Origin of the sequence: Pseudomonas sp. CBC3, from assembly GCF_037967085.1 — a bacterium.
Taxonomy (GTDB): domain Bacteria; phylum Pseudomonadota; class Gammaproteobacteria; order Pseudomonadales; family Pseudomonadaceae; genus Stutzerimonas.
This window is the reverse complement of record NZ_JBANEO010000003.1, coordinates 683796-696962: the sequence shown is the minus strand read 5'-3', so window position 1 is coordinate 696962 and position 13167 is coordinate 683796. Positions and strand designations below refer to the sequence as shown.

At 63.6% G+C, this 13167-nt stretch carries 10 protein-coding genes; all 10 read right to left on the bottom strand.

Annotated features, from left to right (window positions below; translation table 11 throughout):
* Nucleotides 1-260 precede the first annotated feature (260 nt).
* Nucleotides 261-677, bottom strand: a complete 417-nt coding sequence (locus tag V6943_RS15870; RefSeq protein WP_165914238.1) for a nuclear transport factor 2 family protein — start codon at nucleotides 675-677, stop codon at nucleotides 261-263.
* 168 nt (nucleotides 678-845) lie between these two features.
* Nucleotides 846-1733, bottom strand: a complete 888-nt coding sequence (locus V6943_RS15865; protein WP_340554442.1) for an NAD-dependent epimerase/dehydratase family protein — start codon at nucleotides 1731-1733, stop codon at nucleotides 846-848.
* 48 nt (nucleotides 1734-1781) lie between these two features.
* Nucleotides 1782-2612 carry an SDR family NAD(P)-dependent oxidoreductase gene (locus tag V6943_RS15860; RefSeq protein ID WP_131650270.1) on the bottom strand — a complete coding sequence of 277 codons (831 nt, stop codon included), beginning with the start codon at nucleotides 2610-2612 and terminating at the stop codon, nucleotides 1782-1784.
* Nucleotides 2613-2697: 85 nt separating this feature from the next.
* Nucleotides 2698-4299 (bottom strand): DUF1302 domain-containing protein, encoded by a 1602-nt coding sequence (locus V6943_RS15855; RefSeq protein WP_340554439.1) that lies wholly within the window; start codon nucleotides 4297-4299, stop codon nucleotides 2698-2700.
* A 242-nt stretch (nucleotides 4300-4541) separates the two neighbouring features.
* A complete protein-coding gene (locus V6943_RS15850; protein ID WP_197446088.1) occupies nucleotides 4542-5915 on the bottom strand; it encodes a DUF1329 domain-containing protein in 1374 nt (457 codons plus the stop codon).
* Nucleotides 5916-6193: 278 nt separating this feature from the next.
* Nucleotides 6194-7864, bottom strand: a complete 1671-nt coding sequence (locus V6943_RS15845; protein ID WP_340554436.1) for a class I adenylate-forming enzyme family protein — start codon at nucleotides 7862-7864, stop codon at nucleotides 6194-6196.
* Between the two features lie 119 nt (nucleotides 7865-7983).
* Nucleotides 7984-9111, bottom strand: coding sequence for an acyl-CoA dehydrogenase family protein (locus V6943_RS15840; protein WP_340554434.1), 1128 nt, complete (start codon nucleotides 9109-9111; stop codon nucleotides 7984-7986).
* A 12-nt stretch (nucleotides 9112-9123) separates the two neighbouring features.
* Nucleotides 9124-10314: an acyl-CoA dehydrogenase family protein gene (locus V6943_RS15835; protein ID WP_340554432.1), complete on the bottom strand. Its 1191-nt coding sequence runs from the start codon at nucleotides 10312-10314 to the stop codon at nucleotides 9124-9126.
* Between the two features lie 103 nt (nucleotides 10315-10417).
* Nucleotides 10418-11887 carry an FAD-dependent oxidoreductase gene (locus V6943_RS15830; protein ID WP_340554430.1) on the bottom strand — a complete coding sequence of 490 codons (1470 nt, stop codon included), beginning with the start codon at nucleotides 11885-11887 and terminating at the stop codon, nucleotides 10418-10420.
* Nucleotides 11888-11994: 107 nt separating this feature from the next.
* Nucleotides 11995-13164 (bottom strand): acyl-CoA dehydrogenase family protein, encoded by a 1170-nt coding sequence (locus V6943_RS15825; RefSeq protein WP_340554428.1) that lies wholly within the window; start codon nucleotides 13162-13164, stop codon nucleotides 11995-11997.
* Nucleotides 13165-13167 lie beyond the last annotated feature (3 nt).

Below are 13167 nucleotides of genomic sequence, written 5' to 3'. Positions count from 1 at the left end.
TTTTCGCGCAGCCTGTGGGCTGCAACGAGACAAAGCTCAAGGCAGATACCGGCGAAGTGCCGGGGTTTGGAGAACAAGTGAGGCGACGCGCTCCGGTTCATACCTGTCCCTGAGGCAATGAGACGAGTATCGATAGCGGCGGCTGAACGCAGCATCGTCCGCTCGGACTACCGGAATATCAGGCGGAGCGCCTGACCAAAGAGAGGCTCTGCCCCGCAGGATCTGCAACTGATGGATCGCCGCGCACGCTATGCAATCAGTTACTCATCTGCAGCCAGAGCCACGGCGTGCTGGGAGCCGACGTGCAGGCGGCGGGAAACGAAGCGCCAGCCATCATCGCTACGCTGCAGGACGTCTTCGTAGCGGATGTACATGTCCAGACGCTGGTTCTGCGCTGCTATCAGATGGCTGGCCACGCAGTAGGTGAACCCCGCAGCGCGGTCACCTTCGATCCGATACAGATGGTTGTGCACATTGTGCATCGTCCACTCGAAGCGCTCGCTCAGCAGGCCAACGAGGTAATGGCCGTCGTCGAGGTCGTAGCCCGGCCCGCTGACTCGCACCTGGCCGTTGAGAAAGCACGCGCAGAAAGCATCGGCGTCGCGCCGGTCGGCGGCATCGGCGTAGCGATAGAGGAGTTGCTGAATTTCAAGCTGATCGTGCAGATGCTGGCTCATGTGAGGCTCCTGTGCTGGTGGCGCCAGCCTCAGCTGGAAACGGATTGCCGGCATCCTCGGAACGGACTATCTGGCGGGCCGAGAGCGAAGGTGCTCGGGTGCGCTCGATAAACGACAACAAGCCCGCCTCACGGGTCGCGAAGCGGGCTTGCATGTGCGCGTGCGGAGCTACAGGTAAGTCTTCACCAATGCCTCGACCGCGTTGCGCACGTCGCCACGACGATAACCAAGGCTGTCGTCCGGCTCATAACGCGCATAGTTACCGCGACCGGTATAGATCGCCGAATCGGGTAGCAATGGGTGCTCCTGATCCAGCTCCGGCAGTTGCTGCCGATTGCCTGCCGCATCGAAGAACAGCTGGAAATACTCTGTGAAGGACAGATTTTCGTCCCCGACCAGATACGCTTTGCCCGGCTCACCGCGCACCAGCGCATTGAACAACGCCTCGGACAGCGACTGCACCGACATGAAGTTGGTACCGCCCTTGGGACCGAACGGCGGGATCCCCTCCAACTGCCCCATGGCATACCGGGTGTAGGCCTCGAACATCGCGTTCGGCAGGCCAGGTACGTGACCGACCATGAACGGCGCGTTGACCGACATCACCTCGAACTCCGGCGTATTCAGTGCGCGAACGCCCATGCATGACTCATGGCGCGAGCGCACGTAGGGGTTGCTATCGATCAACTCCGGCGCAATCTGCGGGTAGAAGCTGCCGAGCATGACGGCGCGGCGGATGCCGGCATTGCGCGCCTGAGCGAAGAAATTCGGAATCGCCAGCGAATTGTTGGCATGCCATTGCGCTGCCAGATCGCCTGCCATATCGACATGGCGAATGTCGTGGCCAGCACAGAACAGCAGCGCGTCGAAGCCTTGAAGCAACGAAGCGTCGAGCTTCTTGCTGGCGTAATCCAACGCCACGAAGGGCAATGCCGCCAGCGACGGCGCTGTCGGTGCGTTGCGCGAGGCGATGGTGGCGTTCCAACCCTGCTGCTGCAGGTACAACGCCGCGTGACCGCCCAGCAGACCGCTACCGCCCACTACCAATACGTTCATTTTTTGTCCTATTAGTCAGTACAAAGTGTCAGCACCAATCGCGCGGGCTCAGTAGATAAAGCCACCGCTCTCGACCACCGGCGTATTGGTCCAACCGCCCTGCGGGGTGCGATACCAGCCGGCGGCGGCCAGCGCGCCGCCGTCGACATGCAACGTGGTGCCGGTGATCCAACCGGCCAGATCGCTGGCCAGGAACAACACGGCGTTGCTCATATCCTCTGGTTCGCCGAAACGCCCGAGCGGAATCCAGTCCGAGACCCGCTCGCGGTATTCGGGTTTGATCACCGCGCTGACCGGCATTTGCGGCGTTTCGGTGGTTTCGGGTGCGATCTGATTGACGCGGATGCGGTCGCCAGCCAGCTCCAGCGCCAGGCTGCGCGTGAAACCTCCCAGCGCTGACTTGAAAGCTGCATAGACAGAGAGAAACGGGATTCCGCGGTAGCCTTCGATGCTCGCCACGTTGACGATGCTGGCCTGCGCCCCGGTACGGCGACGGAGCAGCGGAATGGCTGCTCGCGTGACCTGAAAGACCTGGCGCAGGTTCACCGCGTAAAGCCGCTCGAAATCCTCGTCGCTGTATTGCTCGAGTGGCTTGAACACCTGCAGGGCGTCGCCCACGTTGTTCACCAATACATCCAGCGCCGGGTAGCGCTCTGCAACCGTGGCGAACGCGCTATCCAGCGCTGCCTGCGAAGTCACATCGGCCTCCAGCACCAGATGGCCTCCGTCGCCCAGAGACTGGCGCACCTGGTCCGCACGCACCGGGTCTATTTCGAGCACGATCACTCGCGCGCCAGCTTTAGCAAAACGCTCCGCCACATCGCGTCCGATACCGGCGCCGCCACCCGTGACCAACACTGTTTTGTCGTTGAAATTCATGGCTACCTCATTGTTGTTATTGAAAGGAATGCACATTGAAAATGACGGCCAGACTGGATAGCCGATTCATCGTCCGGAGCGATGGTCAGAAGCTGTATTTAGCGTTGAACGACAGGTAGTCGCGGTCGGCCAGCATCCGTCCCTTACCGATGTTCGGCGAGCTGAGGTAATCGACATAGGTCATCCCGACCTGGAAGTTGCCCAGATACTTCAAATCCGCGCCGAGGGTCAGGCGCTTCTCTGCGCGGCCGATGCCCTGCAGGGCGCTGCCGTCGAGGTTCTGCTGCCAATTGACCTTGGTCACCAGGTCCCAGCCACTGAAGACGTTCGGGTACTCCAGCTGCGTCCCAAGCCCGAGCAGGGTCGAACCGCGGGTCTGGCCGTCGTAGACGAAACTGTCGAAATTGCCGATGTCGACACCATTGACGCTGATGCCCACCGGGTCCACGGACTCGATGTACTGGTGCATCACCTCGCCGAACACCGAGGTCTGGTGTGCGAGCCAATTCGGGCCGATCAGGTACTGGGCGTTGACGTTGGCCTGCCAGACCTCGCCGCGCGCCGGCGTGCCGTTGTCCAGATATACCGCCGAGCCGTCGCGGTAACTGAGATCCCCAGCGAACTGCACCGCATCGCCGATCTTCGAGCTGAAGCTCAGGCCAGTCAGCTTCACGTCCTCGAAATAACCCAGCTTGAAGGTTCCGGGCGCCACGCTGCCAGACATCGAGGAATAGCGGGTGTCGCCACCGAAGTTGAAGAACAGCGCACCGACACGCTCGTGGTAGCGGTAGTGAAACAGGCCCACCTCGGTGCTGTCGGTCAGCCGGTAGCGCAGGCCCACGCCCCATTGCCCGCTGTCTCGCGGTTCTTCTTCGCCACCGTAGGACAGCGCAGCGAACTGCGGATTGCCGGCAGCGAAGCGGAAATACTCGGCGCCTGGGCCGAAGATGTCACTGCTGTTGAAGTAATCGCCCACCGGATTGAGCTGGGTCTCTTCCCACTCGTACTGGTAGAAGCCCAGCAGCGCGAGGTCTTCGTTGAGCGACCAGGAGGCGGAGAACTGCCCCACCGGCAGGTAGGCATCTTTCGCCTCGGTGCCCGGCACGTTGAACTTGGTCGAATCCACTGGTGCCTGTCCCTGACTGATGTTCGGCCAGAACATGCTCTCGCCCCAGGCCACCAGATGACGGCCAGCCTTGAGCGACAGGTACTGGCCCTCGAGAACGTCAAAATTGCCGTACACGTACGCATCGAGCAGGCGCGCCCGACCACCGCTGTCGCGGCGCGTGTCGCTGGTGAAGGTGTCGTGGCGGCCGCCCTTGTTCACGGTGTCCGGCGAATCATTGTCGTTGCGACCGTGGTAGGCCTCGTCATAGAAGTGGCTGGCGCGCAGGACCGCACCGAGATTCTCGTGGCGCACCAGCACTTCGCCGAAAAGGCTGACGCGGTTGGTGATCAGCGAGCCGCGATCGAAGTTGCGCGTACCGTCGTCGTTGTTGAGGCTTTCGAGGTACTGCCTGGCGGGCTTGCCGGTCCGTACCGAGGCGGTGTAGTTCACGGTCAGCATCGTATCGATGGTGGTCTTTTCACCGATTTCGAAAGTCGGCCCGGCCAGCGCCGCTCCGCTGCCCATCGCTATCGCCACGCCCAGCACGTGCAATGCAAAACCTGATTTCTTGTTGCTCATGGCTTGCTCCGTTCTTGTTGTCGTCTCGCTACCGTTCCGATTCAACCCCCCGGCCGCATGCGGACCGAGGCAGCAATCGCCCGCCCCCGGGCGCGCTCGGCTGGTCGCCAGCGGTGTGCGAAGGTCGTTCTTGCATCTGGTTCGAAGAATTAGCGGTAGGGCTCGAAGCGCTCGAATGGCACTTCAACGATGTTGAAAGCCGGCGCCATCATCGATCGCACCGGCTCTCTACATGCAACCCGTCAGCGCCCTGCGGCGCGAAGGGCGTCAGGCGTGTACATGCTCGGGGACAGGTTTCCAGCGTTCAGGATCGGCCCTTTTTTCGATTCGTTGGTCAACGAGTAGGCCAGGTACTGACCGGTGCTCAGGTCGTGGTAGAACGCCACGCCCGACTGCCAGGCGCTCATGTCAGGGTGGTAGTAGTAGTTCGTGGAAGCGTATTTCCACAGCTGGCCGCGTGTGTCGTAGTTGTCGGCCAGCACGCCGTGCCAGGTGTCCTCGTCAAGGAACATCACCCGCTTGCCGTACACGTGGCGGTAACCCTCCTTCAGCGTCGCCTCCAGCACCCACACGCGGCGCAGCTCGTAACGCAGATGCTCTGGGTTCGGATGTTTGGGGGTGAGCAGGTCTGCGTACGTCACTTCGCCGCTATTGACCTTATAGGCGTTGGCCGGGATGTAGATTTCTCGTTTGCCAAGCATCTTCCAGTCAAACCGCTCCGGCCCACCGTTAAACAGGCGGTCCTCGTCGACTATCATGGTGCCGTTGCTGCCAGCCATTGGCTGGTCGTAACCATAGCCCGGCGACTGACGAACACGACGGGTGCCAGGGTTGTAGGACCAGGCGGTCCGGGGATTGGTGGCGAAGTTGTAGGGTTCGTGGGCGGCAATGGCAGTGCCGCGATCCCGGGTCGGCAGGATGGTGTAGTTGTAGGAGTAGGCCTGTACACCAGCCTTGGTATAAGGCGTCTCGGTCGGGTGGTTGGCTGGCGACAGCCCCTTCATATGGGTGCGGCCCCAACCGATGTTGCCGTCGGGCATCACCGAAGCCAGATCACGTACGAAATCCTCGGTCCAGGCCCGCGCCGGAAGCTGATGGTTCCACAGCAGTTCGTACCCGTTCTTGGGAATTGGGAACATCACCTGGCCGATACCTTCCACACCCATGCCTTCATCGACCACCTCGGCGTTCAGCGCATTCCACTTGGCCCGCTCGCATATGTAATCCGGGTAGCGGTAGTCGCGGTGGCCAGGGTAAACGTTCATACGAAAGGTGTCGGGGTACTTGCGGAACATCGCCTTCTGGCCTTCCGTCAGGCGCTCGCCATGCTCCTCGAAGTTCGCCGCGGTGATGACCACGACCGGTTTCTCATCGGCATACGGATCGACCGCCTTCCCACCGGAGTGAAGTACGTGATCCCAACCTGGCACCTCGCCGAGGTATTTGCCTGTGAACTCGGGGATCGAACCGTCGGCATTGCCGGCACGCTCGGCACCCGTACAGGTGAGGTCATTGCCGAGGCGGGCCGCCTCTTCCTCGCTCACCTTGGCATACGCGTCCAGCGACATCAGTTTCACCGCCAGCGCCATTGAGAGAAGAGCTACAGATTTTTTCATTGTTATTGTCTCCATCGGTTGCCTATCGGATCTGGTACCGATTCTTTCCAGAGACCCAAGCCCTTACATCGTCTGTAAAGACTACCCGCCGTATTCACTGGATCGATTGGCGCGCAGCTGTTTTCGCGCGCTTGAACGCAGCGGTTATGCAGAGACGATTGCGTGATGAAAACGAGGACGAGCGACCGCGCAACAGCGAGAACTCGCCGCTGCGCGGGGACGGGAAGACGTGCCGGAGCCCAAGTCAGCACATAGGCTCGGCCGGCACGGCAGGAAGGCTACAGCAGTGCTTTGAGCTCCTGTTTCACTAGCTTGCCCATGGCGTTGCGCGGCAGCGGTTCGTCGCGCAAGCAGAGGCGCGACGGCAGCTTGTAGGCGGACAGTCGCTCGGCCAGGTGGCGCTGCAGCTGCGCTTCATCCAGCCGCGCACCAGGGCGCAGGCAGGCCACCAATCCGACGCACTCGCCCATCGCCTCGTCAGGCACGGCAAATGCCGCCGCCTCGCTCACGTCAGGATGACTACAGGCGCAGTGTTCTATCTCCAGAGCCGAGATGTTCTCGCCACCACGGATGATCATGTCCTTGATGCGGTCGGTGATACGCAGGAAGCCATCCTCATCGAGGACGCCGACATCCCCAGTGAACAGCCATCCCTCCCGCAGCGTCTCGGAGGTCTCGTCCGGGCGGTTGCGGTAGCCCTGCATCAGGGTCGGCGTCCTGAGCCAGATCGGTCCTTGTTGGCCGGGTGGCAGCGCCTGCCCTGGATCCTCGCCGATGCGGATGTCGACGATCGGCAGCGCCCAGCCAGCGCAGCCAGGGCGAGCAACGAACTGGTTGCCCGCATAGGCCGCGCCGATACCGTTGCTTTCGGTTAGGCCATAACCGGCTCCGGCTAGGGCGTTCGGCCGGAGCTCAATCAGTTGGTTTAGCAAGGCCGTCGAGGCCGCGCCACCGCCCAAGCCCAAGCCCATCAGACAATCGGTCTCGGCACTGCCAAAGCGTGGATGAGCCAGCATCTGCTGCATCATGACCGGCGCGCCGCTGAATTGGGTGCAGCGCTCGCGCGCGACCAGCTCGAGCGCCTGATCGACGTCCCATTTGTACATCATCACCAGCCGCCGGCCGCCGCGCAGCGCATTGAGGAACATCGCGTGCAGGCCACTGACGTGGAACAACGGCACCGCCAGCAGCACCGTGGGCTGCAAGCCGGATTCCAGCAATGGGCGGATGCGCTCGTAGGAAGTCATGCCGGCGAATGCGCCCTGGAATTCCAGTGCGTACAGCGCCTGGGCAAGGGCGCGATGGGATGACACCGCACCTTTGGCGCGGTGGGTGGTGCCGGAGGTGAAGAGAATCAGCGCTGGATCATCGGCGGCGGGACTGTGCGGCTCTACCGCCTCTACCGACTCCCGGAGCAAATCGGCATAGGCCAGTACGCCTTCGGCCGCCTCGACGTCCACAGCCAGTGCGCGTACATCCAGTACCGCTAGTCGATCAGCCACCAGATCCAGGCGCGCCGGATCACAGATCAGCAGCACCGGGTCGATGTCCTCCAGCGCATTCAGCAACTCGTCGCGCCGCGCCCAGCTGTTGAGCGGGACCGGCACCGCGCCGGCCTGCACCACGGCGATGAAGCCGACCAGCCACTCGGGCCGGTTGCGCATGGCAATGGCTACCCGCTGGCCCGGCTGTACGTCGAGGGTGCGCACCAGATGCGCGGTCAGCCGATCGGCTGCCTGGTAGAACTCGGCATAGCTCAGACGCTGGTCCTGCCATACCAGAAAGGGCCGCTCGGCGAACGCGCGGCCGGCCTGCACGGCTTCGACCAGATTGGCCGGAGCGTTGCGAAAATAGCGGGCGCCCTCCTCCGATGCGACCACCTCGAAAGGCGAGCCCGGCGCGATGAGCTGCTGCCACGCACCCTGCCACTGCTGGATCTGCTCCTTCATTTGCCGTTCTCCTGTGCCGGGCCGTGGCCGGGCGATCCTTGCCCGGCCTGCGACCCGCATCATTATTGTTGTTGTTTGGCGTGTGCTACGCGGGCCGGCGGGCCATTGCGAACAACGCCTCAGCTCAGAGTCGCGCCATAACGTTCGCAATGGAAGTCCGAATCGCCGAGGCAAGCCTGGGCCACGCGAATGCGCTTGAGGTACAGGCCAAGGTCGTATTCATCGGTTACGCCAATACCACCGTGCATCTGCACCGCCTCGTTGGAAATCCGCTGCGCGGCCTCGTTGATTTTCCACTTGCCCAGGCTGACCAGTCGGGCTCGCTCGCCGGCATCCAGCTTGGTGTCATCCAACGCCTCGAAGGCCGCCATGACCGCGCTGCGCGCCAGCTGCAGGTCGACATACAACCGCGCCGCCCGATGCTGCAATGCCTGGAACGAACCGATGGGCGCATCGAACTGCACCCGCGTGCGCAGGTATTCCAGCGTCATCTCGAAGATCCGCTCGGACATACCGAGCAGCTCCGCCGCCAAGCAGGCACGACCGCGATCCAGCGCCCGCTCCAGGACCGCCGCGGCATCACTCTCGCCGAGGCGTGCCGAACACGGCACGCGCACGCTATCGAAGGCCAGCGTCCCGTGGTTACGAGCATCCACCAGCGTCTGGGGCGAGACGTGCAGCCCTTCGCTATCAGCGGGCACCAGGAACAGCGCCGTCCGGCCGTCTTCGAGACGAGCGACGGTCAGGAACGCATCGGCCTCACGTGCATCCAGTACCCATGCTTTGCTGCCGGCCAGCAAGTAGTCGTCCGCATCGGCAACCGCTTGCAGCGCGACCCGCTCAGGGGCATGCCGATGGCTTTCTTCCAGGGCCAGCGCCAGGCGCTGCTCACCGCTGATCAATGTCGGAATTAGCGTTTGGCGCTGCGCCTCGCTCCCCAGCGCCTCGATCAAACTGCCGCAGAGCACGATGCTCGACAGCAGTGGCGAGGGGCTCAGGTGGCGGCCGAGTTCCTCGAACAGCGGGGCGAAGCCGGCAAAGCCGAAGGCCAGACCGCCTTGTTCCTCGGGAAACGCCACCGCGCTCCAGCCCAGCTCGAGCATCCCGCGCCAGGCGGCCTCGTCGAATCCGAGCGCCACGCCTTCATCGCGCAAGCGGCGCTGCTGGGCGACCGGTGCGCGGGAGGCGAGGAAGTCGCGGGCGCTGTCCTGCAGCTGTCGTTGTTCTTCGTTGTATACCAGGCTCACGGCAGACTCCTTCTACTTGCTATCCGGCAGGCCGAGCACGCGCTTGGCGATGACGTTCAGTTGTACTTCCGAAGAACCTCCGGCAATGGTCTGGGCGAAGCTGCCGAGCCATGCATGGGTCATCGCCACCTCGCGTTCGCCGTGGCCTTCGATGGAAAACCCCAGCCCGCGGTGCCCCATCAGGTCCAGCATCAGTTCGAACTTGTCGCGCTCCTGCTCGGAATGCACCAGCTTGGAAATGGCCATGATTCCGGACACGTCTTCGCGAGCGCGCATGCCTTCCATCATTCGCCGCGTGGTCAGGCGGAAGGCGTGCTCGTCCATCAAGCAGGCCAGGGCACGCTGGCGCAGGGCATGTTCGCCAGGCGTAGCGGGCTCGGGCAGGTACTGGCGCAGGTGCGGCAGCAGGTCGAAATGGGTCGGTAGGGCCGACTCGCTGAACTTGGACATGGCCTTGCGTTCGTGCTGCAACAGCGCCTTGGCCAGCGTCCAACCGCCGTTGAGCGGGCCGATCAGGTTCTTCTTCGGCACGCGCACTTCGTCGAAGAACACTTGGCAGAACGACGACTTGCCGCTGATCAGGTCGATCGGTGTGACGGTCACGCCCGGCGACTTCATGTCCAGTACGATCAGGCTGATGCCGGCGTGCTTGGGCTGTTGGGGACCGGTGCGCACCAGCGCGTACATCCAGTCGGACTTGTTGCCGTAGGAGGTCCAGATCTTGGTGCCGTTGATGACGAAGTCATCACCGTCCTCGCGGGCGCTGGTCTTCAGGCTGGCCAGGTCGGAACCGGCGTTGGGCTCAGAGAAACCTTGGCACCAGCGAATCTCGCCACGCACCATCGGCGGCAGCAGTTCGCGCTTCTGCGCTTCGCTGCCGAATTCCAGAAGCACCGGGCCAAGCATCCAGATGCCGAGGTTGATCTGGGGCGGACGGCAACCGAGACGACGCATCTCGCCGGTCAGCACCGCCTGGCGCTCGGGGTCGAGCCCGCCGCCGCCAAACTCGGTCGGCCAATCGGGAGCGAACCAGCCCTTGTCGCGCATGCGCTCGAACCACAGGCGCTGATCATCGGTTTTGAATTGAATGTCGCGGCCGCCCCAGATCAGCTCGTCTTCCGGCATCGGGGTACGCATGGAGGGCGGGCAGTTGGCTTCCAGCCAGGCCCTTGTCTCGTCGCGGAACTGCTCGATAGTGCTCATCGCATGTCCTTGAAAACTGAGAGTCGTCGAACGGGTGGATCGAATCTAAGGGCCGGCTAGCAGGCGGCGCGTCGTCCGGATGGACGAGCCCGCCCAGGCACGTTCAAACCGTCGCAGCCCTGAGCCCCGCCTGCCGGCCAAAGAAGGTGGAGTCGCCCAACGACAGACCGGAGCTGTAACCCTCACCCCAGCGCGGCAGACCGCAGGCGGTGCGCCCGGCCGCAAAGAGCCCGGCGATGGGCTGGCCGTCGGCGTCAAGTACTTCGCCGGTCGGCCGGGTGGCCAGCCCGCCAAGAGTGAAGGCGTGGCCGCTGAAGTCCCCGGCGCAATAGCTCAGCGCGGCAAACGGCGGTTCGGTGAGCGGACGCAGCCAATCGGCGGCCTTGTGCAGCAGTGGATCGCGACCCTCTGCAGCTTCACGGTTGAAGGTCGCTACCGTATGCGTCAGCGCACCGGCGGGCAGGCCCAATTCCGCCTCGACCTCCTCCCAGCTCTCCCCCACCGCAGCGACCGGGATGTCCGGCTGCAGCATTGGCCTGCCGAAGATTTCGTTGTCCACCAGCAACCAGGCGCGACCCTCGGGCTGGCGGAGCACGTAGTGGGCGACCCGCCCGTGATAGGCGTCTTCATTGATGAAGCGTTCGCCACGCGCATTGACGAAGATGCCCTTGACCAGCGATTCCGGCGGGAAGAACGGCAGCGTGGCGAAGAATTCCTGCATGTTCAGGGCCGCCGCGCCGACACCAATGCCCATGCGAATGCCGCTGCCATCGTCGTTGCCGGCCGTTACCTGCTGCTGGCAGGCCTCGGCCGCCGGCACGAAGCGCCGCACCATTTCCGGGTTAGCTATGAAGCCGCCAGCACAAAGGATCACACCCCTGCGCGCACGGACGAAGCGTGGTTGGCCGTCCAGGCGCACCACCAGCCCGCACACCGCACCGCTCCGGTCGGTCACCAGGGTCAGTGCGCGGCTGCCGTAATGCACCTGGGCGCCGAGGGTAACGGCGCGCTCGCACAGCACCTCCATCAGCACCTTGCCCCCGCCCCAGCCCACGAATTGCGCGGTATGCCCGCGCGGCGCCGGTTGGGCAGCCTCGCTGAACGGCCAGGCCTTTTCACTGCCGGACCACAACAGCGTGTCGTCGGTGGTCGGCTCAATCCACTTGCCGGGCAGGTAGGTGCCCTTGAACGGCACGCCCTGCTCGCGCAGCCAGCCGAAATGCTCGACGCCGTGCTCGGCGTACAGGCGCACGCGCTCAGCGTCGGCTGCCGGCCCGCCGCACATCAACAGGTAGCGGTAGAAGTCCTCGGTGTCGTCGCTGAAGCCAGCCGCACGCTGGACATCCGTCCCGCCGCCGCCACCCACGTACACCTCTCCACCGGACAGCGCGGCGCTGCCGCCAGCAGCCGAGGCGACTTCGAATACTTGCACTTGGGCGCCGGCGGCGCAGGCCTCGATCGCCGCACAACTGCCGGCGGCGCCAAAGCCGACGATGGCCACGTCGGTCTCGATATCCCAGGCAGGCACATCTTCGACACGGCAAGGCCGCGCAGGGGTGTAGGAAATGCTCATGACAGGCTCCGGAGTTTTGTCTTGTTATGAAGAAGCCTGCAATCCCGTCGGCGAAAGAGCGTCGCTCGGGACGCAGCAGCGCCGGGACAGGCCCGGCGCCTAAGGTTTCAGCGAACCGCGCGCGGCATGCCCAGGCCGAACTGGGCGATCAGTTCGCGCTGCAGCTCGTTCACCCCGCCACCGAAGGTCTGGGTCACCGCTTCGCGCACTTCGTATTCCAGCTCGCCGAGCAGGAAGGCGGCGGAACTGCCGGGACGGACCAGGCCGTTTGCGCCGGCCACCTCGGTCAGCTTGCGCAGGATCTCGATGACCGATTCCGAGCCATAGACCTTGGTGGTGGAGGCCAGCGCGACGTCCATGCGGCCCTGTTCCAGCTCCGCAGCGATGCGGAAGTTGATCAGCCGCATCGCCTCGGTGCGCGCATAACACTCGGCGAGCAACTGGCGCACCCAGGGCCGATCGGTCGCGCGCCGACCGTTCTCATCCGGCGCGCGCGACCAGAGATAGACCCGGCGGAACAGCCCCACCACCTTGTCGCCCCAGGCTCCGAGGCCGAGCCGTTCGTGGTTGAGCTGGGACGTGATCAGGTTCCAGCCCTTGTGCAGCTGGCCCACGAGCATCTCCTTCGGCACCTTTACGTTGTCGTAGTAGGTGGCGGTCGTAGCGACGCTGCAAGTGGGGATCGGGGTATGCGAAAAGCCTTCGCTCTGGGCATCCACGATCATGATCGAGATGCCCTTGTGGCGCAGCTCCTCGGGGTTGGTACGCGCCGCCAGCCAGATGAAGTCGGCATTGCCGGCCCCGGAGGTCCACAGTTTGTTGCCATTGACCACGAAGTGATCGTCTTCAAGGCGCGCCGCCGTCTTCAAGGTAGCCAGATCGGTACCCGCATCTGGCTCGGAATAGCCGATGGAGAAGTGAATCTCGCCAGCGGCGATACCGGGAAGAAAGCGCTCCTTCTGCATCGGGGTGCCATGCTCCATCAGTGCCGGCCCGACGGTACTGATGGTCACGAACGGCAGCGGTGCGCCCGCGATGTTAGCTTCCTCGAAGAAGATCAACTGCTCGGTCGCGGCGTAGCCTTGTCCGCCGTACTCTTTTGGCCAGCCGACCGCCAGCCAGCCGTCCCGCCCCATCTGGCGGATCAGCGCGCGGAATTCCTCGCCGCCTTCCCGGCCGCGCATCTGCATGCGCAGCTCGGGGCTTATCAGCTGATTGAAATAGTCCCGCACCTTCAGGCGCAGGGCTCTCTGCTCATCGGTGAGATCAACGAACATTTT

Bases quoted from the DNA above. Each gene is read 5' to 3' on its own strand.
- V6943_RS15855 (WP_340554439.1), bottom strand. From the start codon at position 4,299: ATGAGCAACAAGAAATCAGGTTTTGCATTGCACGTGCTGGGCGTGGCG.
- V6943_RS15870 (WP_165914238.1), bottom strand. From the start codon at position 677: ATGAGCCAGCATCTGCACGATCAGCTTGAAATTCAGCAACTCCTCTAT.
- V6943_RS15835 (WP_340554432.1), bottom strand. From the start codon at position 10,314: ATGAGCACTATCGAGCAGTTCCGCGACGAGACAAGGGCCTGGCTGGAA.
- V6943_RS15845 (WP_340554436.1), bottom strand. From the start codon at position 7,864: ATGAAGGAGCAGATCCAGCAGTGGCAGGGTGCGTGGCAGCAGCTCATC.
- V6943_RS15850 (WP_197446088.1), bottom strand. From the start codon at position 5,915: ATGAAAAAATCTGTAGCTCTTCTCTCAATGGCGCTGGCGGTGAAACTG.
- V6943_RS15865 (WP_340554442.1), bottom strand. From the start codon at position 1,733: ATGAACGTATTGGTAGTGGGCGGTAGCGGTCTGCTGGGCGGTCACGCG.
- V6943_RS15825 (WP_340554428.1), bottom strand. From the start codon at position 13,164: ATGTTCGTTGATCTCACCGATGAGCAGAGAGCCCTGCGCCTGAAGGTG.
- V6943_RS15860 (WP_131650270.1), bottom strand. From the start codon at position 2,612: ATGAATTTCAACGACAAAACAGTGTTGGTCACGGGTGGCGGCGCCGGT.
- V6943_RS15830 (WP_340554430.1), bottom strand. From the start codon at position 11,887: ATGAGCATTTCCTACACCCCTGCGCGGCCTTGCCGTGTCGAAGATGTG.